The following is a 25,847-nucleotide window of genomic DNA, read 5'->3' on the forward strand; positions in this document are numbered from 1 at the left end:
CCACTCAAAGGATAAAAATTTCCAGAACGTAACAAAAGAATGCTATATTTAAGCGCTTACATCAGCTGCTGTCGATGCTATGATGAATTTGTAGCAAACAGACAAGCATTGAGAGGGGTTCATACCATTGAAAAAACATATTAAAGGTATTTCGCTGCTAATCGTTATTATGATGTTCTCGATCATCATGTCCGCATGTAATAACGGAAGCGGAGGCAATAGTGCAAACGGTGCAGTAAGCATAGGTGTCGTATTGCCTACAAAAGATGAAACAAGATGGGTACAAGATGAGCAACGCTTCAAAGAGGCACTTTCCGGAGCGAAGTATTCCACTGAAGTTTTGTTCAGCCAAGGTTCTTCTGCTAAAGAAAAAGAAAACGTGGAAACACTGATCAATAAAGGAATCAAAGTGCTGATCATCTGCCCACAAGACGGTGCAGCAGCAGCAGCGGCTGTAGAATCCGCGAAAAAAGAAGGCATTACTGTTATCTCGTATGACCGTCTGATTACCAACACCAATGCAGTCGACTACTATGTAACATTTGATAGCCTTGCGGTAGGTGCTGCACAAGCGAAATATCTCGTTGATCACGCTAAAGGCAAAGGTGAGCCATTGTACCTGTACGCTGGTGCTTCATCGGATAACAACGCATTCTTGTTCTTCCAAGGTGCATGGGAAGTGCTGCAACCAAAAATTGCTGACGGCACATTCAAAATTGCCAACTCTACACAAGCTGATGCACTGAAAGGTACAAAAGAACTGACTCGTGACCAACTGGGCGCCATTATCGGTCAAGTTACAACGAACTGGGACCCAAACGAAGCGAAAAACAAAGCACAAACTCACTTGACTGCCGCTCCAGCTGATATGAAAGGTGATGTTGCGATTTTGGCGCCAAATGATGGTACCGCTCGTTCGATCGCTGACGTATTCGGTTCAGATTCTGCAATCAAAAGCTATGTAATCACTGGTCAAGATGCAGAGCAAGCATCTATCCAATACATTATTGATGGCAAACAATCGATGACCGTATTCAAAGATGTGCGTACACTCGTTAAAGATGCAATGGGCATGGCTGTTGACGTACTCGACGGCAAAACACCTGAAACAACAGGTTCTTACAACAACGGCACCGTCGACGTAAAAGCAAAACAAACGAACGTCATCGTTGTCGACAAAGACAATGTGAAAAAAGAGCTGATCGATTCCGGTTACTACAAAGCTTCCGATTTCACCGGACTGTAAGCGCAGCAGCGTTATAGCTACACGGCAAAACAGGGACGGGAGGCTGTTCCTGTTTTGCAATTCATTTGGCTACGGGTATCCGGTATGTAGTTTGCATAAAGCAGCCCGGCAAGGGAGGAGCATTCCATGGACGGCAATATTCTGGAAATGCGCGGCATTTCCAAAAATTTTACAGGTGTAAAAGCATTATCGGACGTAAATTTTAAAGTGGCTAAAGGCGAAATTCATTGCCTGATCGGTGAAAATGGCGCTGGTAAATCAACATTGATGAAAGTACTGAGCGGGGTGTACCCGTATGGAACGTATGAAGGCGATATTATTTTTGAAGGCAATGTGCAAAGTTTTAACAAAATTAGCGATAGCGTCAAAACAGGCATCGCCATCATTTATCAGGAGCTGGCGTTATTCCCTGACTTGAGCGTATACGAAAATATTTTTGCCGGTAATGAAGTAAAAAAAGGCGGCATGATCGACTGGAACGAAACGATTATCGAAGCCCGCAAAATGCTGCAAAAGGTAAAACTCAATGTCAATCCCGAAACGCTTATTCGCGATCTTGGTGTCGGCAAGCAGCAACTTGTAGAAATCGCCAAAGCGCTCAGCAAAAACGTAAAATTGCTTATTTTGGACGAACCGACCGCTGCATTGAATGAAAATGACAGCGAAAATTTGCTCGAACTACTACGCGATCTGAAAGAGCAAGGCATCACCTGCATTATGATCTCGCATAAACTCAAAGAAGTCATCTCGATTGCAGACAAAGCAACCGTACTGCGCGATGGCAAAACGATCTGTACGCTCGATGCAGCTAAAGGTGAACTGTCTGAAGCGACGATCATCAAAAACATGGTCGGTCGCGACATCGAAGATATCTATCCAAAACGTCCAGATAAAAAGTTCGGTGGCCCGATTCTCGAAGTGAAAAACTGGAGCGCCTACGATCCGCAATTGGGTCGCCATGTCGCCAAAAATGTTAATTTGCAAGTGAGAAAAGGCGAGATCGTCGGCATCGCCGGACTGATGGGTTCGGGACGTACGGAGCTGGCATTGAGCATTTTTGGTAATCCGAAAAACTACAAGCTGGAAGGCGAACTGCTTGTCGATGGCAAACCGAAAACGTTCCGCCATACAAGCGATGCGATTCGTTCTGGTATCGCATATGTGACTGAGGATCGCAAAGGGGATGGATTGTTCCTCATTCAAGATATTAAAAACAACGTAACCGCAGCGAACTTGAAAGGCATATCCTCCGGTGGGCTGATCAATGAGAACGAGGAGGTTCAGGTCGCTACCGGCTATAAAAGCTCTATGTACATTAAAGCATCTTCCATTGAGCAGGTGGTCGGCAATCTGAGTGGCGGCAATCAGCAAAAAGTATCGCTTGGCAAATGGCTATTCGTTGGACCGAAGCTGCTCATTCTGGACGAGCCGACACGGGGGATCGATGTAGGCGCCAAGTTTGAAATTTATACGATTATGAACAAACTGATCAGCGAAGGCATGAGTATTATTATGATCTCCTCCGAGCTGGGTGAGGTGCTCGGCATGAGCGACCGCATCTATGTCATGGCAGAAGGCAAAATTAAAGGCGAACTGCCGATCGAAGAAGCCGATCAAGAAAAAATTATGAAATTTGCAACTCAATAGGGGGATTAGCCGTGAACTTCTTGACTGAAGCCAGATCATTGCTCAAAGTGAATATCCGCGATTACGGGATGTACATTGCGTTATTCGTTATTATGCTTACCTTTTCCATTCTGACGGACGGTTTGTTTATGTCGTCGCGTAACATTAGTAATCTGCTGGATGCGACCGGCTATATCGCTGTACTTGCGGTCGGCATGACACTCGTTATCGTCATTCGACATATCGACTTATCGGTCGGCTTTGCCGCTGGTTTTATGGGCGCGATTGCCGCCATTATGCTGTCCCAGCTTGGTGTACCCGTTTACTTGACCATTCCGATCATTCTTGTGCTCGGTATCGTCATCGGTATGTTCAACGGTGTATTGGTCGCTTCCGTCGGCATTCCTTCATTCGTTTCCTCGCTTGCGGCGATGCTCATTTTCCGTGGCGCTTTGCTGCAAGTGACCGAAAATACAGGTACAATTATCGTCAAAGACAAAACATTTAATGCGCTCGGTAACGATTATTTGCCAGCACTGGCTACAGTAGGCGGACTGAACCTGCTGTCGCTTATTATCGGCGCTTGTATCATCTTGTTCTTCATTTACTCCGAATTCAGCAAACGCAATCAGAAGCTGAAATACAAATTTGAAGTAGTATCGATGCCGATCTTTGCCGTTAAACTCGTATTTGTGTCAGTGATTATCGCTTATATCACATGGATTTTGGCTGGTTACAACGGTTTCTCCTGGACGGTTGTGATCACATTAATCGTTGTCGTTATTTACCACTTCCTGACAACACGCACGGTGCTAGGTCGCCATATTTATGCGGTCGGCAGTAACCCGGAAGCAGCACATTTGAGCGGGATTAACGTGAAAAAGATTACGTATATCGTGTTCGGCTCGATGGGTATGCTGTCTGCATTGTCCGGTATTTTGTACACGGCTCGTCTGCAATCGGCAACAACGACCGCAGGTACACTGTTCGAGCTGGATGCGATCGCTGCCGCTTATGTAGGTGGTGTATCCGCAGCCGGCGGTGTTGGTAAAATTACCGGTTCCATCATCGGTGCGGTCGTTATGGCATCGTTGTCCAGCGGTATGAACTTGCTCGGCGTGGGCATTTCATATCAATATATGATTCGCGGCGCAGTACTCGCCCTTGCGGTTATCTTCGACGTCATGACACGTAAGAAAAGAGGCTAATCGTTGGCTAGTTCGTTATCTCTATGCAAAACGAGGTGTTTGCACGTATCTACATGCGCTCATTATGAAGCTATTTGAAGCTATTCAGAGATCGGCATACCGCGAATTAAAATGAGATAACATGGTCTAATCGTATAACTGGCAAATGCTTTATCTGCATCCAAGTCTCCTGTATGATAACATACAGGAGACTTTTACTATTTCAACTATTATTTTAACCTAATATTCAAAGTTAAAGGAGTGACTAAATTCGATGAAACTCATCCCTTATGAAAGCGTAGATGATTACCAATTCGGCAGTAAACAAACCCAAATCGCCAAAGCTGTCGGCAAACCGGAAAATGTTGAAAACGACAAAATCATGCAAGAAATCAGGGAAATACGAGCTAATATTACCTGTACATATGTAGACAAAAAGCTGGCGGACATCATTATCGTTAAAGGCGGGCAGCTTCAGGTGGGCAATATCGATATTTTCGCCGATCCACATCCGGTGCAGCAATTGGAGCAAACGTATCAAGCTGTCTATAATAGCAAAGGTACTTATGTGCTGTTTGCGGAGCTTGGTCTTTGTCTTGGTGGATTTACCGGCAAAAAGGTGCCGGAAGGACAGATTGCGATCTGTTTTGCCAAAGAACGGCTAGACTTTTACGAAATTTATTTGGACATGTGAGCGATCGATTCGCGATTGGAACGGTAAAGATTATGAGCTAATCCGATTCCTTTTGATTATGTCATACGACCAATGTACATAGCTACCAGCGGAAAATTAGGAATAGCATTCATATTACTGTCAAAATACTGCCCAAGCGCACAACTTTCCATTGAGTTGTACCTCATATATCTCTATAATAGGACAAGATGAGCCAGGCACTATTGATCCGCAATCCGCACAGGCTCAAGTCTAACAGAAAAGGTGTAATGCATGAGTATATTAAACGTAGAAAAGTTAAGCCACGGTTTTGGTGACCGGGCTATTTTTAAAGATGTATCGTTCCGTTTGCTGAAAGGTGAGCATATCGGACTGATTGGTGCCAATGGTGAAGGTAAATCGACGTTTATGAACATCATTACCGGCAAGTTGCAGCCGGACGAAGGAAAAGTCGAATGGTCGAAACGGATGCGTGTCGGCTATCTCGATCAGCATGCCGTACTGGAAAAAGGCATGACCATTCGCGATGTGCTAAAAAGCGCATTCCAATACCTGCTCGATCTGGAACAAGAAATGAACGATATGTACGGCAAAATGGGCGATGTAACGCCTGAAGAATTGGAAGAACTGCTAGAGCAGGTCGGTACGATTCAAGATACGCTGACCAACCAGGACTTTTACCTAATCGATGCCAAAATCGACGAAACAGCGCGCGGTCTCGGCTTGACCGACATCGGTCTCGACAAAGACGTAAACGATCTGTCCGGCGGACAGCGTACGAAAGTATTGCTGACGAAATTGTTGCTGGAAAAACCGGATATTTTGCTGCTCGATGAGCCGACTAACTATTTGGATGAAGTGCATATTACATGGCTTACGCGGTATTTGCAGGAATACGAAAATGCATTTATCCTCATTTCACACGATATTCCGTTCCTGAACAGCGTCATCAACATCATTTACCATATGGAAAATCAGGAATTGAACCGTTATGTTGGTGACTATGATTATTTCCAAGAAGTGTATGAAATGAAAAAGCAGCAGCTAGAGTCTGCCTTTAAGCGCCAGCAGCAAGAAATTTCGCAACTCAAAGACTTTGTGGCACGCAACAAAGCAAGCGTAGCGACACGTAATATGGCGATGTCGCGTCAGAAAAAGCTCGACAAGATGGAAGTGATCGAGCTGGCACAGGAGCGTCCAAAGCCGCAGTTTAACTTTAAAGTCGGACGTACAGCTGGCAAATTGATTTTTGAAACGAAAGACCTGGTGATCGGGTACAATGAACCTTTGTCCCGTCCGCTTGATCTGCGGATGGAACGTGGACAGAAGATTGCGCTAGTCGGTGCGAACGGGATCGGTAAAACGACACTACTGCGCAGCATTTTGGGCGAAATTCCGGCAATCTCCGGTACGGTGGAGCGCGGTGAGCATCAGCTCATCGGTTACTTTGAACAAGAGAGCAAATCGGACAACTACAATTCCTGTATCGAAGAAATTTGGAATGAGTTCCCGTCTTATTCCCAGTTTGAAGTACGTGCAGCACTTGCCAAATGCGGTCTGACGACCAAACATATCGAAAGCAAAATCGCCGTGTTAAGCGGTGGTGAAAAAGCAAAAGTACGTCTGTGCAAACTGATCAACCGTGAAACTAATATACTCGTACTCGATGAGCCGACCAACCATTTGGACGTCGATGCCAAAGACGAGCTGAAACGTGCATTGCAAGCGTACAAAGGCACTATTCTAATGATCTCACATGAACCGGAATTTTACCGTGATATCGTGACAGAGACGTGGAACTGTGAATCGTGGACGACGAAGGTATTTTAAATGATTTGGTGTGGTGTTGCCTAGTACAAGCTTTGCGCTTATCGTAACAGTGGCGCACAACCAAACATAAAATTTAACTTGATTTAAGTAGTACACAGACCAAGTTAAATTCAAACTTTGATTGTGCGCTGATATCCTTATCTATAAGAGCTTAAGCCATCTTCAAAAATTAAATTAATCTGTTTTAAGATCGTTTTGATCAGGCTTTCAGTACACCATCAAAATTAACATTTAACTTGGTCTGCGTAGTAGTAAGTGTGGACGAAATCCTGTTTGAGCGATGACTTGAACAGGATTTTGTTTTGCGTTTTATCGTTCAAAATTCGCAAAATATTTTGCTTACGATTCAAATCGCGTTATAATAAATAGCGTATAAATTCACAAGTAGAAAGAGAGCGGATCGTATGGGCCGTAAGTGGAACAATATTAAGGAAAAAAAAGCGAATAAAGACGCTAACACAAGCCGAATTTATGCCAAATTTGGCGTGGAAATTTATGTAGCTGCGAAAAAGGGCGAACCTGATCCTGTTTCCAACAGTGCTCTGAAAGTCGTACTTGAGCGTGCGAAAACATATAATGTACCAAAAGCGATTATCGATCGTGCGCTGGATAAAGCGAAAGGTAGCGGAGATGAGCAGTATTTCGAACTTCGTTATGAAGGCTTCGGACCAAATGGTTCGATGATCATCGTTGACGCGCTCACTAACAATGTGAACCGTACCGCACCTGAAGTGCGCTCTGCATTTAACAAAAATGGCGGCAATATGGGCGTAGCCGGTTCGGTAGCGTACATGTTTGATTCAACAGCCGTGATCGGTGTGAGCGGTAAAAGCGAAGAAGAAGTGCTGGAAATTTTGATGGACGCGGATGTGGATGCACGCGATATCGTGCAAGAAGACGAATCGGTGATCGTGTATGCAGAGCCGGATCAATTCCATGCGTTACAGGAAGCGTTCAAGCAAGCAGGGATCGAAGAATTTACGGTTGCCGAGCTGACGATGTTGCCACAAACGTATATTACGCTGCCAGATGCCGATGCAGAAGCTCAATTTGAGAAACTGATCGATGCGCTGGAAGATTTGGAAGATGTACAACAGGTGTATCATAATGTGGAGTTTGCCGAGTGATTTAGTTTAATACAGCTCCTGTATCAAATTGCATAAAGCTGAAAGCACTGTGCCGTATTCATTAGAGTGAAAAGGCATAGTGCTTTTTGTGTTGCCAGCATTGCCAACGAAACGAGTTCTCGCATCCGCTATAGTCGTATACGATGAACTGTATTAAAATAGTACATGATGGTTGCAGTGATAATCTATCTTCAAAGGAGATATCATGGTTAAACGACTCGTTAGACTTGCAGAGCATGTATTTCGCCTGGCATTACCTTATGGAGACGGCACGGTGAACAGTTATCTGTTTGAAGGGCAACGCGGGTATACGGTTATGGACACCGGAGCGAATGATGAGCCGACTAAACGCGAATGGAGCCAGCTGTTGGAAGGCGGATTGAAGATTGAGAAAGTGGTCATTACGCATATTCATCCGGATCATATCGGGCTAGCACTCTGGTTTCAGCAGGAGCTTGGCATTCCAGTCATCTGTTCTCAACATAGTGTAGCATTAATGAATCGATATGAAGCGTATGCGGAGCAGGAGCTTACCGATGCGCATGCACCGTATGCATTTAATCGTAAATACGATGGGCCGGAGCTGTCAGAACGGCAATTTTATCGTTTCATGGGCAGTATTCGATTAGAGCCGGATGGCGTGTATCGCAACCATGAGCGCATTGTGCTCGGTGATGAACAATATAAGGCATTATGGACACCTGGTCATGCGCCGGATCATTATTGTTTCTGGCATGAGCCTTCACGTTTATTAATGGCGGCGGATATGATGTTTGCTGATACCGCACCGGTCGTTCCGTTTTGGATGGAAGAAGACGGCAATCCGCTAAGCGACTATTTCCGTTCACTTGATCTGATCAAATCGTATCCAGCCGAATTAGTGCTACCGGGTCATGGTCATGTTATTCATGATCTGAGCCAGCGTGCGCGTGATATTCGCAATGGTCATCATTTTCGAATGCAGCAAATTCTCGGTCAGCTTGTCGATAGACGGAGAACCGCAGGTCAACTGTGCGCGGACATTTATGGCAATGATCGTCCAGTAACGCAGGAGTTGCTGGAATTTTATACGGCATTGGCAAGACTGATTTATTTGCAAGATGAAGGTTTTGTAGAAACGATGGAACAGGAAGGGAAAGTGTATTTTCAGCGGACGTAAAGATATCGTATTCATTTAAAATGTGCTTATATATGTGTTAGATATTAGGTCGATATTGCACAGGAAGTATGAGATACTGACCTACAATTTCATACATGCAGCTTACTAATATGTTGCTTCTGATAACGAAAGCGCCAAACACTCCAATTCATCTCGGTCAAGGCAATAGGGCAATCCCCTGTTATCGATAATTCGAGCAAGGTAAGCTGCCTTATTCGTGTATGCATATGCATAATTGGACAGCAGCGGTTGGATCGGGTTAAGATGTTCAAGGATCATGCTAAGACGATAAAGCCTAATATACAGGAGGAATAAAACATGTCCAACACATTTATTTTTGATTGGCTGGCAAGAAATCGCCAAAATATGCTGAAACATCTCGATCGTATCCCGGCAGAACAGTTAACCGTAATTCCGGAAGATTTTAACAACAATATTTACTGGCAATTCGGACATATCGTGATGGTCGCAGATAGCATTGTTTACGGTTTGTCCGGACATACGCGCAAGCTGCCACAAACGTATGCTACATTTTTCGCGCCTAATACGCGTCCAGCCGATTGGCATGGCGAACCGCCGGCATGGGAAGACGTGCTGAGTGTGTTCAATTCACAAATCGATGAACTGCGTACCGCATTCGCAGGTAAACTGAACGATCCGGTTGCGGTCGCGGATAATTTTGCTGGTGCCAAAACGGTACATGATCTGTTCGAACTGAATCTGTCCCATGAAGCTTCCCATGCGGGCATGATTAATGCGATGACCCGTTTGCTGAAACGCGCAACCGTTTGAGAATGATGAACGTGATCGTATATTGATCGACTGACCGCAATGGACTTTATTGAAGTAGCCTATTTATAATTGTGTAGAATTATATCCCCTGCCGTGTACAGTGGATCAAGCTTATACATAAGCTGATCGACTATATGGGAGGGGATATTTTGATATGTTTCTTCGCTTGCTATCGTATGTTGTATGGCGGCACTGTTACACAATTGTCAAAATTGTACCGAGCATCGCTTTTGTATCCATTTCAAATTGCGATTATAATAAGGGGCATAGGGGGCTTTCCCTCATATCTGTCGCATCATGAAATGGAGAAATGATATGTACAATAGCCTGGAAGACTGCCTGCTCGATCTGGAACGAAATGGTCATCTAATCCGTGTCAAGGAAGAAGTTGATCCTCAGCTGGAAATGGCTGCGATACATTTGCGTGTATATGAAGCCGGGGGCCCGGCATTATTGTTTGAAAATGTAAAAGGAACGCGGTTTCGCGCGGCTTCCAATATTTTTGGTACGATGGATCGGAGTCGCTTTATTTTCCGTCACACGTGGGAGTCGACCCGTAACATTATCGCGCTGCGCAATGATCCGATGCAGGCGCTAAAGCGTCCATTTGATCATGTCAAAAATGGGCTGGCTGCATACAAAGCACTACCGAGTAAACGTGCTAACAGTTTGCCCGTAGCAGCAGAACAGATTCAAATTTCCGAGCTGCCGCTGATCAAGCATTGGCCGATGGATGGCGGTGCATTTGTTACGCTGCCGCTCGTATATAGTGAAGACCCAGATAAGCCAGGCATTATGAATGCGAATCTGGGCATGTATCGAATTCAGCTAACGGGTAATGATTATGAGCTGAACCGTGAAATCGGTCTGCATTATCAGATTCACCGTGGCATCGGTGTGCATCAATCGAAAGCGAATCGTGACGGCAAACCGTTAAAAGTGAGTATTTTTGTTGGCGGGCCACCTGCGCATACGTTGGCAGCAGTTATGCCGCTACCGGAAGGATTAAGTGAAATGACCTTTGCTGGATTGCTAGCAGGTAAACGGTTTAGTTATAGCTATTTAGACGGTCATGCGATAAGTAATGATGCGGATTTTGTCATTACAGGCGAGATTTTTGCCGACGAGACGAAGCCGGAAGGGCCATTTGGCGATCATCTGGGCTACTATAGTCTGGCGCATCCGTTTCCAGTGCTTAAAGTACATGGTGTGTATGCACGTCCACGGGCGATTTGGCCGTTTACGGTTGTCGGACGTCCGCCACAGGAAGATACCGTGTTTGGTGAATTGATTCACGAGCTAACCGGCGATGCGGTCAAACAGGAAATTCCGGGTGTCAAAGAAGTGCATGCCGTCGATGCGGCAGGCGTACATCCGCTGCTATTTGCGATCGGCAGCGAACGATATACGCCATATCAGAAAGTAAAACAACCTGCTGAAATTTTAACGATTGCGAATCGGATTTTGGGTACAGGGCAAGTCAGTCTAGCTAAATATTTGTTCATTACCGCCGAGGACGGTGAGCCGCTTAATACGCATAAGGAAGCTGAGTTTATCGGGCATATTTTGGAGCGGATGGACTTACGCCGGGATATTCATTTTCAGACGAATACGACGATCGATACGCTCGACTACTCTGGTACAGGGCTAAATACAGGTAGTAAAGTGATTTTGGCAGCGTATGGCGATAAGCGACGTGAGCTATGCCGTGACGTACCGGAAGCGCTTAAAGGGTTGCGTACTTTGCATGAACCGTATCTAGTCATGCCGGGTGTAGTGGCTGTGCAAAGTCGTCCTTTTACCGATTATGCTGCCGCACGACAGGAGCTGGCTGATGTATGTGCAAGTCTTGAAGCACGTGAAGGGTTGGGGCTGGATAGTGTGCCACTTCTTATACTGTGTGATGATAGCGCGATGGTCAGTCAAACGCTAAGCAATTTTCTATGGGTGACGTTTACGCGCAGCAATCCATCTCATGATATGTATGGCACAAACAGCAGTTATGAGTTTAAACATTGGGGCTGTGACAATATGATTATCGATGCACGGATTAAACCGCATCAAGCGCCACCACTCGTACCCGATGCTGATGTGGAACGCCGTGTAGATCGGTTATTTGCAAAAGGGGGCAGCTTGAGTAGTATTAAGCAGAGCTGATTAGCAGTAATCGGGTATGAAAATAAGCCGCTATTAACATCAGCACTCGCATGATGTTTCCAATCGATGAGCATGGCTGAATGAATACGATCAAATTGCAAGTATTAGCAAGTATTATCTTGTCTACAAATCATCCATCATACTAAAATAGCTGCCCTCAAATCGGCAGCTATTTATTTTTGCTACGGCTATCGATAATAATTGCAGCATTCCGATACAAAACCATTTATAATATGGGATATATTCCTACATAAAGAAAAAAACGAATGTACATATGATAATTTGTGAAAAGTAAACGTTAATAACAAAAGAAGTTGAACAGGATGAGATCGTCCACTTATTCCATGTTCGCTATGAAAGGTGAATCAAAAGCAAATGAATCAAATGATCAGCATAAACGATGTAAAGCAATTCGTAGCGCAAATTACGACGCAATTGATACCGCAGTTGCAGTTGGACAGCACCGATCCGCTTGAGCCGATTCAAGTGCTTGCTTATCCCCAACCGTGGTTGCTGCTTGGTGCAGGCAATTATGCTGCCGTGTTTACGCATCCGGAGTATCCTCGTTATGCCGTTAAAGTGTATGCGCCAGGCAAGCCGGGTTTGGAAGCAGAATGTGAGGTGTATCGTCTGCTGGGGGATCATCCCTCTTATTCTACCTGTCATTATGCAGAAGACTCATTTCTCGTATTAAAGCAATTGATGGGCACGACGATTTATGACTGTTTTCAGCGTGGCATTTTTATTCCCGAGCAGGCGGTGCGAGATATCGAACAAGCGATGCATTATGCGCGCTCGGTCGGTCTGCGTCCGCATGATGTGCACGCCAAAAACATTATGCTTTATCAAGGACGTGGTCTTGTCGTCGACGTATCGGATTTTCTGAAGCAGGAGCCTTGCCGAATGTGGGAAGATTTCAAAAAAGCGTATGACCGTGTTTATTATCCGATCGCTTCACGTCTACTGTTTCCATTACCGCCATTTTTGCTGGAAGGTGTGCGTAAAGGCTACCAGATTTACCGCAGACGACGGCGCAAAACGAAACAACTTCCGCCCCAAGTGCCACAGGCTTAAGCTATTTGATTTCAGCTAAACGAACGGAATATTGTGGAAGAAGCTGGCATGGATATGTCGGCTTTTTGGGCTGTTTTAATATCGTTTACGATTAGATTCCGTGTCTTGACGCAATTGTAATATAAAGCCAAAATTGAGAGCACTAAGAGCACTAAGAGCACTAAGAGCACTAAGAGCACTAAGAGCACTAAGAGCACTAAGAGCACTAAGAGCACTAAGAGCACTAAGAGCATGGTTGCTCACCCGCTATTAGCATATATGTAACAGCAGCTTATCTGTTGCCTGTTCGCTTATATTTCCGCAACGAATAATCGCATCCAAGACATATGTCCTGGTGATGTGTTTATGCTGTATGTGTATAATGGACAAGATTGAAATGGAGGGGACAGAATGAGTGGTGTAGTGTTTGCGATATTGGCGGGATTTTTTGTCGCTTTGCAAGGCATTGTGAATGCTCATACAGGCACCGTTGTCGGCACCTGGCATGCGGTGATGATTAATCAGCTGGGCGGCTTTGTGCTCGCGGGCACGATTTGGTTGTGCAGGGGCGGTGGTGGTTGGCGTCAAATGGTCGAAGTGAAGAGACTATATTGGTTTGGTGGAGCGTTTGCAGCGATTATCGTATTTAGCAATATTACTGCTATGCACTATGTTGGTGCGACATTGACGGTAGCAGCGCTACTCATTGCCCAGCTATGCATGACGTTTCTGATCGATGCACGTGGCTGGTTTGATACGATCAAACAGCAAGTTGGGCGTGCGCAATGGCTTGGGATTGCGCTAATGGTTACAGGCGTTGTGTTGTTACGATTTTATTGATGCGGTTAAGCTTCCGTGTAAAATACAGCCGCACAACGAGCGCAAAGTGTTGCTCATTGTGCAGCAGTATTTTATGAACGAGTACTTACTTTTTCCTTACTGTAAGCTGCCTTTTTGTTTGCGAAACGAGCGTTCGTGGAAATCGGTAATTTGCTCGAATAGGTGCTCGCCGTCATCGTCAATACGGAAATCCGGCTGTAACGGCAAGACGAGCGCACGATACGTTTCCGGAATCCAAATATAATGATGCACATATGATGTTAGTAAAAAGCCGCATTTTTCCCAAAAGACGATCCGCTCGCGATTGTCGCGTGTATCTTCAGCTTCGGCTTCAATAATGATCGCATCAATGCGATGATGCGTCACGCCCCAATCGCGCAGCAACTCAAAAAAGATTTTACCTTCACCGTGTCCACGACGATCTTGGCGAATCGCCATATAATCGATGATCATCGTTGGTTGTGAAGATGTGCCGCTAAAACCAGTCAGCGCCATCGCTATTAGTTCATCTCCGTCATAGCCTGCATGCAGATGAGCGATTTGCCGATCCAGCATTTGGCGAATAATCCGCTCTGGCTTGGCACCGTGAATAAACGCTTCTTCGTAAATGGGCTTGAGCTGCTGCCAAATTTGCTCATTCCAGCTATCCCATGTGTGCAGTATAAGTGTCATCGATTCGACCTCCTGTATGTCTATGTTAGTGTATAACCTATCTGCCGACAACTGATTATCGTATTTTTAAGGACATATGTCCTAGTCTTATCATGATGTTGTTTCGGTATAATAAGGCGAGTAGTGTGCCTAACAGATCGGATTAGATTAATAGTGGAGCCGTAATCAAGTGAACAGTGTAGTCATTTTTAAATATAGAGAGCGGTGTCATAATGCAGGAGATTCAGGATCGGAAGCGGCTGCAAGCTTATTTGCAGCATTATAACATTGAAGATGTATTTCACGAGCCATTGCTACCTCAACTCGGGCTGTACCGATTTGAGCCAGGTGAAGTATTGTGCGCGCAGGGTGAGCGCTCGGACATATTATATGTACTCGTCAAAGGGACGACCAAAACATCGCTCACTTCACCTGAAGGCAAAACGCTTGTGTTATCGTTTAAAACACCGCCCGAAATGATCGGAGATATCGAATACGTCGAGCAGGTTGAATTGATGAATACGGTTGAAGCGGTCACACCGGTAGAAGTGCTAGGTATTCGCTATCAGTGGCTATATCAATATGGGCAGGATCATGCCCCATTTTTGCGTTTTTTACTGCATATTATTACGTATAAATTTCGGGTCAAATCCGATTCGATGAGCTTTAATCTGATGTATCCGGTAGAAGTACGACTGGCAAGCTATCTACTGTCTGTGACTACGGCGCAGGACAATATAGTGATGACCGGTGATCCGGCAGATTACAGTTTGACCGATATCGCCAATCTGATCGGAACGAGTTATCGTCATCTTAATCGGGTCATCCGCCAGTTTAGTGAAGATGGATGGATGCAGCGGAGCCGAGGAAAGCTAGTTATTTTAGATCGAGCAGGTTTGGAGAAGCTGACAGGTGCTAGAGAGATTACGTTTTGAGCTGTTACAATTTTAGAAACTAGCTTAGAAACGGATCATGATGAAATGAACGAACAAACGAGATGGAACGAGCGAAGGGAGCTTTTTAGATGGCAACAATTATCGATAAAATAGCTTGGATTTATCTAAGTGAACGCAAGTTGTTATGCGTTCGTTCGCAAGGTAAACAACTGTATTATATTCCAGGTGGCAAAAGAGAACCAGGTGAGCAAGATCAACAGACATTGATTCGTGAAGTACAGGAAGAACTGGGCGTCACGTTACAGCAAGCAACGATTCGGCATGCAGGGACATTCGAAGCAAATGCAGATCGCAAGGCGGCAGGAACGATCGTTCGTTTAACGTGTTATACCGCCGATTATGAAGGCATACTACAGCCGGATAGCGAGATTGAGGAGATGGCATGGCTAAGTTATGCGGATCAGGATCGCGTATCGGCAGCAAGTCAGCTCGTATTGGCGCACTTAAAACAGCAGGAGTTGCTGGATTAATTGCGATGCTGTCAGAGCTGTACGGCGCCTTATCCTAATGACAATGCCAAGTGTCAATCGATTGTTGAGCGAACTATAGTTAGATCGTTGCAATCGATCGGTTGACATGATTTCATATCAGCTATATTATAGACCTATAAAGTCTGTAATACTCGTCGTAAAGGTGGCGTTAGTGAATGAAGTTTTCCAAAGCAACCGATTATGCGCTCCATACGATGTTACATTTGGCTGTAGCTGCGCCGGATCGTCTGATCGGTGTTCAGCAACTGGCTGAGTTTCAAAAGGTATCACCTACGTATCTGTCCAAAATTTTGACCAAGTTAGCGAAGGCGGGCATGGTGGAATCATCGCCTGGAGCGCATGGTGGGTATCGTTTGAAGCGTAACTGGGAGCAGTTGTCCTTTTTGGATGTGATTCATGCGATTGAAGGGACGGCATCGCTATTTGAATGTACGCTCGATCATGGGCCTGAATGTATCGTACAGCAAGTGATGATGCAAGCTGAACGTACGATGGAGCATTATTTACGCCAACAGAAGCTGGCTAATCTCGTTGCACGTATGCCAGTCACTGACGAGCAACATTAACTCGCAGTGACGGTATACTCCTGTTGTCAGTTGGAACCGATTATTCGGGTTTGAGTAAGATTCATGTTTAAGTAAGAACACCGTGTACATTTATTACGGATATTAAGAGTCTTTAATGGGTTTAATATAAAGTGCATAATATAGCTTACTTAGCGCTAGAGGAGGAACAGAAATGATCTATGATTGTGTTATAATTGGTGGCGGCCCGGCTGGGTTGAATGCAGCACTCGTATTAGGACGTGCACGGCGTAATGTAGTTATCGTCGATGATGGGCAACCACGAAATCGCGTAACACATGAATCACATGGCTACTTAACACGCGACCATATCAAACCGGACGAATTTCGCAAAATTGCCTATGAAGAAGTGCTTCGTTATCCTTCGGTTGAGCATCGGGTGGCGCTTGCTGAGCAGGCGCAGCGACTGGACGATGGACATTTTTGCATTCAGCTACAAGATGGACAACAACTCGTTACACGCAAACTACTCATAACAGCAGGAATCAAGGAAGTATTACCTCCTATTCAAGGGGTGACAGATTGTTATGGCAAAAGTTTGTTTAATTGTCCTTTCTGTGATGGCTGGGAGTTACGCGATCAGCCGCTGGCGGTCATTGGAACCGAAAGTCGAATGATGCACCTGAGTAAAATGGTACACACTTGGAGTCAGGACATTATCGTATTTACCAATGGCACTTCAGTGCTTGAACCGGCGCAACAGCTTGAGCTACACGAAAAAGGAATTCGAGTGATCATGACACCTATCGCTGAACTACAACATGAGCAAGGGAAATTGCAACGGATTGTGCTAACGGATGGTGTTGTGATCGAGCGGAGCGGTGGCTTTGTGATGCCGCAATTTCTGCCGAAAGCTACTTTTCACGATACACTTGGCTATAAGCTGAATGAACAAGGTTATATTAAAGTCGATGCGATGGGACAGACGAGTGTCGAAGGGCTTTATAGCGCTGGAGATTCGGCATTTAATGGCCCATCCCAGCTTATTAGAGCCGCTGCAGAAGGAAGTTTGAGCGGGGCAATGATTCACGGTACATTGATGGAGGAAGACTGGAACCGTCAATCAGCAGTGCAGTAATATCGTTCGGGTAAGGTATACACCAAATTTAAAGCAGTCGTATAGGCAGGAATGATCCTGTTAACGACTGCTTTAACCTATATTTATTGATCTGCATATCGTGTTTGTGCAAATCCGTAATCAATATTGACACACACGAACAGGGGTTCTATGATGGAATTGCACTGTGTTATCGTGCTGTCAGTACAATCAGGTGTAACTTAGTTCAGGTAGCCTGGCCGGAATGGAGATGTAGACGATGAACCCGACAATTAAGCTGTACAATTATCATGTGTGGGCAAATAAGCTCGTATTTGAACATTTGCGTACTCTCCCTGAAGAAGCGTGGAGCCGTGAAGTGAAAAGTGTATTTCCTTCGATTCGACAATTGTTGTCTCATCTGTATGCAATGGACACGATGTGGCTAAGTGTTATGTGTGAGCGTCCATTTGATGAATCCAGACAATTGATTATGAAATTGATGGATGAGACGAAGCTTGCTACAGTAGAAGAAATGGAGCAACGTTTTGCCGAAACTGAGCGTGCTTATCGTGGCTTTTTTGATGGACATGATTTGGATGGAAGCGTAAAGGTCACTCATCCTGTCTATGGAACAACCGACACCCCGCTAAGTGAATTGTTACAGCATGTGGTCAATCATGGTACGTATCATCGTGGGAATTTGACCGCTATGTTGCATCAATTAGGCTATCGCGGAATTCCGACCGATTATGCATTTTATATGTATACCCCTTCCTAACCTAAAACAAGTAGTCTAGTTTTTTAAAATGAATACGCTCCCAATGCCGTCTTATCCTATAAGGCGGTATATTTTTGCGAAAATAATGGAACAATCGTTCCGAAAAGAGTATACTGTGTTCACCGACTACAGAAGGAAGGCTACACAAATGGGCAGAACAAAGGAATTTGACTATGAACAAGTGCTTCATGCAGCTACACTCGTCTTCTGGCAAAAAGGCTATGAAGCGACAAGTATGGCTGAATTGCTGCAAGCGATGAATATTAGCCGTTCTAGCATGTATGAAACGTTTATCGATAAGGAAAATTTGTACATGCAGTCGATTGAGCATTATAAGCGGCTTGGTGAAGACAAGCGCAGTTGCCTACACCATGCTACATCAGCGAAACAAGGCATTCGCCATTATTTTAAAAAACATATCGATGGTGCGTTCAATCCATCCTCTCCGCGTGGATGTCTAATCACCAATGCAATTGCTGCACTCGATGCACCTGACGAGCAAATTCGCCAAATTGTACAGCAGCGCTTTGAAGATTTGGGAGCAGCTTTTTATCGTCTACTGCAACAAGGGCAGGCAAGCGGCGAAATTGCGGCGGAGCGCGACATTCGTACATTCGCTTATTTGCTACTTAATTTGAATCATGGCATTAATATCGCAGCCAAAGTGGATACAGATCGCACCCATGCCGAGCAAATGGTGGACTCGGTTATTCGTATGCTGTGACAGGCATATCGAATGGAGATTGTGTTTAAACGTCCCTAAATCGATTTAACACCAAGCGATTGTTGGATCGATAAACTGTAACTGTATTTAAGACAAGCTACTAGATTGCTTGACCATACTGTTGTTGACTTCTATTAGGATAGGGAGTGTTCATAATGAGTACAAAGGAACATACAAAAGTTGCATCCACCGATCAGCATACGATGTCGGGGTGGTTAATGATCTTTTTGGCGATTGCCTGCGGCATTATTGTCGCTAATCTGTATTATGCACAACCGCTAGTAGGGCTAATTCGTACCGATATCGGTCTGTCAGCAGAAGCAGCCGGTCTGATTGTCACATTGGCGCAGATCGGTTATGCGGCTGGTCTGTTATTTATCGTTCCGCTGGGCGATATAGTGGAAAATCGTCGGCTCGTGTTCGTCTTGCTACTGTTTACGGCGCTAGCACTCATTATGGCAGCTTGGGCAGGGCAAGCGACTGTCTTTCTTGCTGCCTCGATGTTGATCGGTCTCGGTTCAGTAGCGGCGCAAATTCTCGTGCCCTATGCATCCCATCTTGCACCAGAACCGTCACGCGGACGAGTCGTTGGCAATATTATGAGCGGGCTACTGCTTGGCATTATGTTGGCACGTCCGGTATCCAGTTTAATTGCCGCTCATTTGGGCTGGCGTGCGATATTTGTAATCTCGGCTGTGCTGGTTACACTGCTTGCGCTCGTGTTGATCCGTGCTTTGCCTAGCAATCGCCCGGCTGCTCGCCACCGGTATCCGTATTTGATTGCATCGATGGCACAGCTTGTGCGTCATACGCCTGTACTGCGGCGGCGTGCATTGTATCATGCGGCTATTTTTGGCACATTCAGTTTGTTTTGGACGACCGTGCCGTTGCTGCTGGCGGGGCCGGTATTTCATTTTTCACAGACTGGTATTGCGATCTTCGCGCTTGTAGGCGTGGCTGGTGCAGCAGCAGCACCGATTGCGGGCAGACTGGCAGATCGCGGCTGGATTCGTCCAGGCACTGCGATTGCGTTTGCGATTGTAATTGTATCGATGCTGCTGCCTTTGTTAGCGCGGGATGGTTCGATGATAAGTGTATTGCTGCTTGTACTGGCGGCGATTTTGCTCGATCTTGGCGTATCGGCAAATTTGGTGCTCGGTCAGCGCGCGATCTTTTCGCTTGGAGCAGAAGTGCGCAGTCGGTTAAACGGATTGTATATGGCAACCTTTTTTCTCGGCGGTGCGCTCGGTTCGTCTGTTGGTACATGGGCATTTGAAACAGGCGGCTGGACGGCGGCGGTGGGAATCGGTATTGCGTTACCGGTAGTGGCGTTTATGTATTTTATGACTGAATTTCGTCGTAGTTCGGTAAACGTATCCGCCAAATCTGCGGAATGAATGTTGTAACGGAAAGCGAGAGGATGGATGCCATCGACTTATAGGGAGAGTGTCGATGCTGCGCTGTTTTGTCATCTATGTAAGTTGTTAAATGAAATGAACAATAGTGATGGGAGAGCAGGCTGGAATAGCCTGCTTTTTAGTATGTTTTGTTTATAGATTAGGTAGACGACAGCGGAAACGATAACTTTTTGGCTCTACCGTTATTGCATCATGATGAAATGGGGTAATGGTAAAACAGAATGGCAAAATTTGTTGCCGATCCAAATAATAATGCACAATTAATCACGGTATGAACAGGAATAGAGGAGGAAATACAATGACAACATTTGATATTTTATTTATCGGTAGTGGGCAAGGTGCCTGGAATGCAGCCCTTCCGCTAAGTATGAGCGGTAAAAAGGTAGGGATGATTGAACGCGACAAAATACTCGGTGTATGCACCAACTATGGCTGTAATCCGAAGATTATTCTCGACGGGCCGATTAAGTTAATGGAGGATGCCGAGTTGCTGCAAGCGGCAGGGTTACACAGTGAATTTAAGCTCGATTGGGGCAAATTGATGGCACATAAAAACAAAATCCTCGACGAATTGCCCAAAACGATGGAGCAAAATTTAAAAAAAGCGGGCGTTGACATCATTCGCGGTGAAGCGCATTTTACGGATGCCCATACGGTGGAGGTCGACGGAACCGCTTATACAGCAGATACGATTGTAATTGCGGCTGGCCAGCGTCCCGCTGAGCTAAATATTCCAGGTGCAGAGCTGGTCAAGACGAGTAATGAGTTTTTGTATTTGCCGCAACTACCACAAGAGATCATATTGATCGGAGCCGGTTATGTGGCGATGGAAATTGCGTCTATCGCGGCTCGTGCCGGATCGCGTGTGCATATTGTGCAAGTTTCGGATCGTGTGCTGAATGGCTTTCACCAGCCGTATGCGCGCCAGTTAGTTGAGAAAATGCAACAAGATGGCATACAGTTCCATTTTAATGAAAAAGTGACCACAGTGCTGCAAATCGGCTCCGAGCTGCAACTGCAAACCGAAAGCGGTCTGTCACTACATGCCGATCTGATCGTAAACGCAACTGGACGTATCCCGAATGTGGAGCCACTCCAGCTTGAAGCGGCAGGTGTTAACTATACTACACGCGGGATTGAAGTTAACGAATATTTACAAACATCACAGCCCCATATTTATGCCACCGGCGATATTCTCGATAAAACAGCGCCCAGACTGACGCCGACCGCCGTGTTTGAAGCTAAATATGTAGCGGGTAAGCTGCTTGGTCAGATAGAGGAGCCGATTCAGTATCCACCGATCGCCACGATCGCTTTTACCGCGCCGCGTATCGCCCAAGTCGGTGTGACAGCCGAGCAGGCGGAGCAGCATAGCGATGAATACACTGTAAAACCAATCGAACTCGGCAAGCAATGGGATTTTGCTGGACGCGGTGAAATGAATGCTCATCTGACACTCATTCACGATCAACAGAATAAGCTCGTTGGTGCAACATGTTACAGCCAAGAGGCGCTGGAAATTGTTAACAGTCTGACTCCATTTATTACACTTGGATTGACAGCAGCAGATGCGGCTAAGCTTGTTTATGCCTTTCCATCGTTTGAGACGATGATTCCGCGTTATGTTCAGTCTTAATTGCTGGTGAAGCAGTATCGATAGGTGGAGATCAGAATTCGGTGCATGATCATGACGATCCTTTGAAGTGTGAAACTTGCGATTATAGACAGTAGCTTAAGCACAAACAGTAGTCAAGCCGCATCATTCTAAAGTCATGAGATACGATAAAATGCTCATGTCGCAGGAATATGCGGCTTTAGTGTAGGCTGTATGCTATATAATTTTAACAGTTATATTGTACAAATGCGGACTATGAATAACAGAGCATGAATAAGAGTGCTCGTCTCCTATAGGAGATGGATAGTGTGTAGCTGAATACGTTTCGGAATTAGCTACTTCTAAAAATATACATGTGAATTTCAATCTGTGATTACATCATTATCAGATTCTTTATGCTGCGCTTATGCTTTCCTATGCTAAAATAAAAAAGTGCTTAGCCGAGTCACTATACATACGAATTCCATAGCAAAGGAGCTATGACTGCATGTGTCTTATTTTATTTGCGTATCATATTCATCCGGACTATCCGCTCATCGTTGCCGCCAATCGAGATGAATTTTATGATCGTCCATCTGCGTCAGCGCATCGTTGGTCGGATGCTCCACAAGTAATCGCCGGACGTGATCTGCTTAAGCGGGGAACATGGCTAGGTATAGCGGATAATGGGCGTTTTGCCGGGTTAACTAATTACCGTGATCCGCTGGAACAAACTCAAGGTAAGCGGTCACGCGGTGAGCTGGTAGCGAACTTTTTGACCGGGGAGATAGCACCTGGCACTTATATGGAGCAGATTCACGCGCATGCGCATCATTATCCGGGCTACAATTTGCTGGCGGGCGATAGGAACGAACTATATTATTATTCCAACATCAGTCGGCAACGACAGCGGTTGGAACAAGGTATTTACGGAATTAGCAATCATTTGCTGGATACGGATTGGCCGAAAGTGGAGCGTGGCAAAGACGGATTACGTCAATTGCTTCAGCTGCCGCTTGCTGCAAATTCGGAACAGCTTGGTAATGCGCTGTTCACATTGTTACAGCTCGCTGATCGCCCAGCAGATGAATTGCTGCCAAATACGGGCGTGCCGCTGGAATGGGAACGTGTGTTATCGTCCATTTTTATTCACAGTGAAGCATCACGATATGGCACACGTTCCTCTACCATTGTGATGATGAACGAACAGCATATTCATTTGCGAGAACGAACGTATGCACCTGAATTGGCGGATGAGCAGCGTTTTACGATTGCGTTGCAGCGACAAAATGAAGTGTAGCTAATACGAAAATCAAACGAAACTGATCGATCATCCGCAGCAACGTAGATGCCCCACATCTGTACAAATTCATATACTGACTGCTTGTAATATATAGTTTGGTGTTGTACAGGTTGCTGCTATAAATAAGAGGGATCGCGGATTTAAAGCCAATATTGAAAATAGTCAAGGTATTAGTGTTGTCACGCATTATCCGTTCAGTTAACAAAGCGCCCTACACGATCCGTATCGTTATTCCATCCTTGACTTCAAGAGAGGAGCACCATCATGTCCATATCCCAAATGCTCTCCCGTAAAACAATATTCAGCGCACTCGGTATTATGCTACTCTGGCTAACAATCCCATTGACCGCCTTTGCTCATACGAGCTTGGAAAGCGCCACTCCAGGCAAAGATGAACAGGTACAACAAGCGGTTAGCGAGATTCAAATGAACTTTAACACTCCGATCGCCGCCCTCAGTTCTTTTACCGTCGACTCCACTGCTGGCGATAACGTTGTGATCAAGGACATTCAAGTCGATCGTTCTGCGATGTCTGGCAAGCTTGCCCAGCCGTTAACGTCAGGTACGTACACCGTTCATTGGAAAATTGTCGGTGAAGACAGTCATCCGATTGAAGGTAGCTATACGTTTACAGTAGCAGCTAGCGATGCGGCAACGAATAATGCAGCCGAATCATCCGTAGCAACGGATACAGAAGCGACTGGCGCCAACAATACAGACACTACATCCAATAGCACATCTGACAGCACGGCAGCTAACGATTCGAAAGCCGGGGAAACGGACACTTCGTCCGCAACCGATAAAGCTGTGCAAAATCCGGCACCTGCATCATCTGACACCAAAACGACTCCAGCCGATGATGCGACAACCGACCAGCAACCTACTAATGACAGTACATTACAAGTTCCTCCGGATGAAAAAGATAATGAACATGTATCCCCCGTAACGTGGATTATTACGATTGCCGTTGTATTGATCGCGATTATTGCGGCTGTGACAACGATAAGCAAACGGAGGAAGCGCTAGTGCTGTATGGTATGATGCTGGCTGATCTGCTGTTATACGTCTGCCTATCACTAGTTGTAGGCAGATTGCTACTGGGCATAATGCAGCCTGACCAGCAGCCTGGCATCGATATGCCCCGTAAATGGTTAATCGGCATGATCATCGGTATGATGATACTGGCAGCGATGCCGATGATTCAGGTGATTGTCTTTTTTGTGACCGAGTTTGATTATAAAATAGGCTTTGTGCTTGCTTATGTGCTGGGTAGTTACAATGCGGGGCATGGCTGGTTAATGACGGTCATTTGCGGCTTATTGCTGATCATTGTGCTCGGTCAGCGAGTAGGAACGAGTCGTCCACGCAGCTTGTCGGCAATCGGTATCGTACTTGCGATCGGGATGCTGGCAGGCATTGGTTACACAAGTCACTCTGCCAGTCTGTATGGATGGTCAGGTTTTATTACGCATTCAGTGCATTTGTTGGCGGTTACACTCTGGCTTGGTGTACTGTTTGTGGTGGCATGGTTTACGAAGCGACCTGGCAATTGGCAGACATGGCTCGGCTGGATGTCCCCGTTTGCTATGATCTGTTATGTGGCGGCGATTGCTTCTGGTTTGCTTATGATGCTGTCATTTACGGACAATTATGCCGGCAGTTTGGCGGTTCCGTTTGGACAGGCGCTATTGATCAAACACGCTTTGCTGCTGCCTTTGACTGCATTAGCGGCAACGAATGGATTTGTGCTGAAATGGCGTCTGGCGCAACAGCCACAATTTAATCCGCTGCGCTGGTTGCGGATCGAGACGGTATTTGCGCTACTCGTACTGCTTGGTACTGCGTATTTATCCAACCAGTCGCCGCCGCATGATTTGGTGCCAGCGCTGGAAAGTAAAGCGATTGCGTTATCACCGCTATGGACGCTATTTTATGAACCATTTGCGCAAGTAGTGGCATATGGATGGCTGCATCTGAATGGGTCGTTTATTGGAATATGCGCTGCTTTATTAGCAATCATACTCGTAGTTGCAGGCATCTTGTTGCTCGTTCGCTGTCGCAGCATCTGGACAACGATTGGCTTGCTCGTCTGCTCAGCGATCTCGCTGTATACGGCTGTCATGCTAAGTGTGCATTTGTAAAAGGATAGCTCGTAACATTAGCGATATCCCAATAGGGAAATAAGGAACTTCCCGCTATCATTAGCTCTTGTCCTCAAGCGATTCACATCATTCTCTGAAGCGATAATAATGCGATTGTATATTGCCTATCTATCCATAGAGCTAATCCACTTTACTAAAGGGATTAGCTCTATTCGTTGCCAGCGTATTAGCATGACGGCAATTCGCCACGTACTCAAATCGAAATCCATATTATTTAACGATCACCTTTAACGCAAAATTGAGTTTGCCTAAAATGCGCTATTTATAAGCATTTTGCAGCTACAATTCGGTCGGCAAATGCGATCGTTTTATTGATGTTGTGATATAAAATAGGGCATGTTATGCTTTTTTTAGATAAAAAGTATCCATTATTTCAATTAAATAGTATACAGTTTTGTCTGTATACCTGCGGCTTCGTTAGAACGCAGGCATGGTGGAAAGGTATTCTTCTTTTTAT

23 protein-coding genes are annotated in these 25,847 nt (G+C 45.5%); 22 read left to right on the top strand and 1 reads right to left on the bottom strand.

Translation table 11 applies throughout. From position 1 onward, the window contains the following. Window positions 1–127 precede the first annotated feature (127 nt). From U1I11_RS10260 to U1I11_RS10310, 11 genes are all read left to right on the top strand, one after another. Complete coding sequence (locus tag U1I11_RS10260; protein ID WP_322906001.1) at window positions 128–1,246, top strand: sugar ABC transporter substrate-binding protein; 1,119 nt, start codon at window positions 128–130, stop codon at window positions 1,244–1,246. Between the two features lie 126 nt (window positions 1,247–1,372). Next, entirely contained in the window at window positions 1,373–2,893 is a 1,521-nt protein-coding gene (locus U1I11_RS10265; protein ID WP_322906002.1) for a sugar ABC transporter ATP-binding protein, read from the top strand. An 11-nt stretch (window positions 2,894–2,904) separates the two neighbouring features. Then, the gene (locus U1I11_RS10270; protein WP_322906003.1) at window positions 2,905–4,080 is read left to right on the top strand and encodes a sugar ABC transporter permease; all 1,176 of its coding nucleotides are present in this window, start codon (window positions 2,905–2,907) and stop codon (window positions 4,078–4,080) included. Between the two features lie 253 nt (window positions 4,081–4,333). Continuing rightward, on the top strand, window positions 4,334–4,753 hold the full coding sequence (locus U1I11_RS10275) for a hypothetical protein (RefSeq protein WP_322906005.1): 420 nt from the start codon (window positions 4,334–4,336) through the stop codon (window positions 4,751–4,753). A gap of 252 nt (window positions 4,754–5,005) precedes the next feature. Then, a complete protein-coding gene (locus tag U1I11_RS10280; protein WP_322906006.1) occupies window positions 5,006–6,562 on the top strand; it encodes an ABC-F family ATP-binding cassette domain-containing protein in 1,557 nt (518 codons plus the stop codon). Window positions 6,563–6,966: 404 nt separating this feature from the next. After that, window positions 6,967–7,689: a YebC/PmpR family DNA-binding transcriptional regulator gene (locus tag U1I11_RS10285; protein WP_322906007.1), complete on the top strand. Its 723-nt coding sequence runs from the start codon at window positions 6,967–6,969 to the stop codon at window positions 7,687–7,689. Window positions 7,690–7,894: 205 nt separating this feature from the next. Further along, entirely contained in the window at window positions 7,895–8,848 is a 954-nt protein-coding gene (locus tag U1I11_RS10290; RefSeq protein ID WP_322906008.1) for an MBL fold metallo-hydrolase, read from the top strand. 318 nt (window positions 8,849–9,166) lie between these two features. Beyond that, window positions 9,167–9,640 (top strand): DinB family protein, encoded by a 474-nt coding sequence (locus U1I11_RS10295; RefSeq protein WP_322906009.1) that lies wholly within the window; start codon window positions 9,167–9,169, stop codon window positions 9,638–9,640. A 315-nt stretch (window positions 9,641–9,955) separates the two neighbouring features. Then, complete coding sequence (locus U1I11_RS10300; RefSeq protein WP_322906010.1) at window positions 9,956–11,797, top strand: UbiD family decarboxylase; 1,842 nt, start codon at window positions 9,956–9,958, stop codon at window positions 11,795–11,797. Window positions 11,798–12,172: 375 nt separating this feature from the next. Further along, window positions 12,173–12,871, top strand: coding sequence for a protein kinase family protein (locus tag U1I11_RS10305; protein WP_322906011.1), 699 nt, complete (start codon window positions 12,173–12,175; stop codon window positions 12,869–12,871). 390 nt (window positions 12,872–13,261) lie between these two features. After that, on the top strand, window positions 13,262–13,690 hold the full coding sequence (locus U1I11_RS10310) for a DMT family transporter (protein WP_322906012.1): 429 nt from the start codon (window positions 13,262–13,264) through the stop codon (window positions 13,688–13,690). Between the two features lie 96 nt (window positions 13,691–13,786). On the opposite strand, the gene U1I11_RS10315 is transcribed toward U1I11_RS10310, so the two are convergent. After that, on the bottom strand, window positions 13,787–14,362 hold the full coding sequence (locus U1I11_RS10315; RefSeq protein WP_322906013.1) for a GNAT family N-acetyltransferase: 576 nt from the start codon (window positions 14,360–14,362) through the stop codon (window positions 13,787–13,789). A 212-nt stretch (window positions 14,363–14,574) separates the two neighbouring features. Between U1I11_RS10315 and U1I11_RS10320 the strand changes: the two genes are divergently transcribed. From U1I11_RS10320 to U1I11_RS10370, 11 genes are all read left to right on the top strand, one after another. Continuing rightward, complete coding sequence (locus U1I11_RS10320; protein WP_322906014.1) at window positions 14,575–15,276, top strand: Crp/Fnr family transcriptional regulator; 702 nt, start codon at window positions 14,575–14,577, stop codon at window positions 15,274–15,276. Between the two features lie 89 nt (window positions 15,277–15,365). Further along, window positions 15,366–15,767 carry an NUDIX hydrolase gene (locus U1I11_RS10325; protein ID WP_322906015.1) on the top strand — a complete coding sequence of 134 codons (402 nt, stop codon included), beginning with the start codon at window positions 15,366–15,368 and terminating at the stop codon, window positions 15,765–15,767. 176 nt (window positions 15,768–15,943) lie between these two features. Next, a complete protein-coding gene (locus U1I11_RS10330) occupies window positions 15,944–16,354 on the top strand; it encodes an RrF2 family transcriptional regulator (protein ID WP_322906016.1) in 411 nt (136 codons plus the stop codon). 172 nt (window positions 16,355–16,526) lie between these two features. Beyond that, window positions 16,527–17,450: an NAD(P)/FAD-dependent oxidoreductase gene (locus U1I11_RS10335; protein ID WP_322906017.1), complete on the top strand. Its 924-nt coding sequence runs from the start codon at window positions 16,527–16,529 to the stop codon at window positions 17,448–17,450. 238 nt (window positions 17,451–17,688) lie between these two features. Continuing rightward, entirely contained in the window at window positions 17,689–18,189 is a 501-nt protein-coding gene (locus U1I11_RS10340) for a DinB family protein (protein ID WP_322906018.1), read from the top strand. A gap of 148 nt (window positions 18,190–18,337) precedes the next feature. Next, complete coding sequence (locus U1I11_RS10345; RefSeq protein ID WP_322906019.1) at window positions 18,338–18,913, top strand: TetR/AcrR family transcriptional regulator; 576 nt, start codon at window positions 18,338–18,340, stop codon at window positions 18,911–18,913. 155 nt (window positions 18,914–19,068) lie between these two features. Next, the gene (locus U1I11_RS10350; protein ID WP_322906020.1) at window positions 19,069–20,310 is read left to right on the top strand and encodes an MFS transporter; all 1,242 of its coding nucleotides are present in this window, start codon (window positions 19,069–19,071) and stop codon (window positions 20,308–20,310) included. Window positions 20,311–20,629: 319 nt separating this feature from the next. Continuing rightward, a complete protein-coding gene (locus U1I11_RS10355; RefSeq protein ID WP_322906021.1) occupies window positions 20,630–21,967 on the top strand; it encodes a dihydrolipoyl dehydrogenase family protein in 1,338 nt (445 codons plus the stop codon). A gap of 466 nt (window positions 21,968–22,433) precedes the next feature. Further along, window positions 22,434–23,225: an NRDE family protein gene (locus U1I11_RS10360; RefSeq protein ID WP_322906022.1), complete on the top strand. Its 792-nt coding sequence runs from the start codon at window positions 22,434–22,436 to the stop codon at window positions 23,223–23,225. Window positions 23,226–23,492: 267 nt separating this feature from the next. Then, a complete protein-coding gene (locus U1I11_RS10365; RefSeq protein WP_322906023.1) occupies window positions 23,493–24,254 on the top strand; it encodes a copper resistance CopC family protein in 762 nt (253 codons plus the stop codon). After that, the gene (locus U1I11_RS10370) at window positions 24,254–25,369 is read left to right on the top strand and encodes a copper resistance D family protein (protein ID WP_322906024.1); all 1,116 of its coding nucleotides are present in this window, start codon (window positions 24,254–24,256) and stop codon (window positions 25,367–25,369) included. The genes U1I11_RS10365 and U1I11_RS10370 overlap by 1 nt, the downstream gene beginning before the upstream one ends. Window positions 25,370–25,847: the final 478 nt, after the last annotated feature.

It is taken from the genome of Paenibacillus campi, assembly GCF_034659835.1.
Lineage (GTDB): Bacteria > Bacillota > Bacilli > Paenibacillales > Paenibacillaceae > Saccharibacillus > Saccharibacillus campi.

What these genes read in the sequence shown, in the direction of transcription:
- U1I11_RS10265 (WP_322906002.1), top strand. Translation starts at nt 1,373, where the DNA reads ATGGACGGCAATATTCTGGAAATGCGCGGCATTTCCAAAAATTTTACA.
- U1I11_RS10275 (WP_322906005.1), top strand. Translation starts at nt 4,334, where the DNA reads ATGAAACTCATCCCTTATGAAAGCGTAGATGATTACCAATTCGGCAGT.
- U1I11_RS10280 (WP_322906006.1), top strand. Translation starts at nt 5,006, where the DNA reads ATGAGTATATTAAACGTAGAAAAGTTAAGCCACGGTTTTGGTGACCGG.
- U1I11_RS10285 (WP_322906007.1), top strand. Translation starts at nt 6,967, where the DNA reads ATGGGCCGTAAGTGGAACAATATTAAGGAAAAAAAAGCGAATAAAGAC.
- U1I11_RS10290 (WP_322906008.1), top strand. Translation starts at nt 7,895, where the DNA reads ATGGTTAAACGACTCGTTAGACTTGCAGAGCATGTATTTCGCCTGGCA.
- U1I11_RS10295 (WP_322906009.1), top strand. Translation starts at nt 9,167, where the DNA reads ATGTCCAACACATTTATTTTTGATTGGCTGGCAAGAAATCGCCAAAAT.
- U1I11_RS10300 (WP_322906010.1), top strand. Translation starts at nt 9,956, where the DNA reads ATGTACAATAGCCTGGAAGACTGCCTGCTCGATCTGGAACGAAATGGT.
- U1I11_RS10305 (WP_322906011.1), top strand. Translation starts at nt 12,173, where the DNA reads ATGAATCAAATGATCAGCATAAACGATGTAAAGCAATTCGTAGCGCAA.
- U1I11_RS10310 (WP_322906012.1), top strand. Translation starts at nt 13,262, where the DNA reads ATGAGTGGTGTAGTGTTTGCGATATTGGCGGGATTTTTTGTCGCTTTG.
- U1I11_RS10315 (WP_322906013.1), bottom strand. Translation starts at nt 14,362, where the DNA reads ATGACACTTATACTGCACACATGGGATAGCTGGAATGAGCAAATTTGG.
- U1I11_RS10320 (WP_322906014.1), top strand. Translation starts at nt 14,575, where the DNA reads ATGCAGGAGATTCAGGATCGGAAGCGGCTGCAAGCTTATTTGCAGCAT.
- U1I11_RS10325 (WP_322906015.1), top strand. Translation starts at nt 15,366, where the DNA reads ATGGCAACAATTATCGATAAAATAGCTTGGATTTATCTAAGTGAACGC.
- U1I11_RS10330 (WP_322906016.1), top strand. Translation starts at nt 15,944, where the DNA reads ATGAAGTTTTCCAAAGCAACCGATTATGCGCTCCATACGATGTTACAT.
- U1I11_RS10335 (WP_322906017.1), top strand. Translation starts at nt 16,527, where the DNA reads ATGATCTATGATTGTGTTATAATTGGTGGCGGCCCGGCTGGGTTGAAT.
- U1I11_RS10340 (WP_322906018.1), top strand. Translation starts at nt 17,689, where the DNA reads ATGAACCCGACAATTAAGCTGTACAATTATCATGTGTGGGCAAATAAG.
- U1I11_RS10345 (WP_322906019.1), top strand. Translation starts at nt 18,338, where the DNA reads ATGGGCAGAACAAAGGAATTTGACTATGAACAAGTGCTTCATGCAGCT.
- U1I11_RS10350 (WP_322906020.1), top strand. Translation starts at nt 19,069, where the DNA reads ATGAGTACAAAGGAACATACAAAAGTTGCATCCACCGATCAGCATACG.
- U1I11_RS10355 (WP_322906021.1), top strand. Translation starts at nt 20,630, where the DNA reads ATGACAACATTTGATATTTTATTTATCGGTAGTGGGCAAGGTGCCTGG.
- U1I11_RS10360 (WP_322906022.1), top strand. Translation starts at nt 22,434, where the DNA reads ATGTGTCTTATTTTATTTGCGTATCATATTCATCCGGACTATCCGCTC.
- U1I11_RS10365 (WP_322906023.1), top strand. Translation starts at nt 23,493, where the DNA reads ATGTCCATATCCCAAATGCTCTCCCGTAAAACAATATTCAGCGCACTC.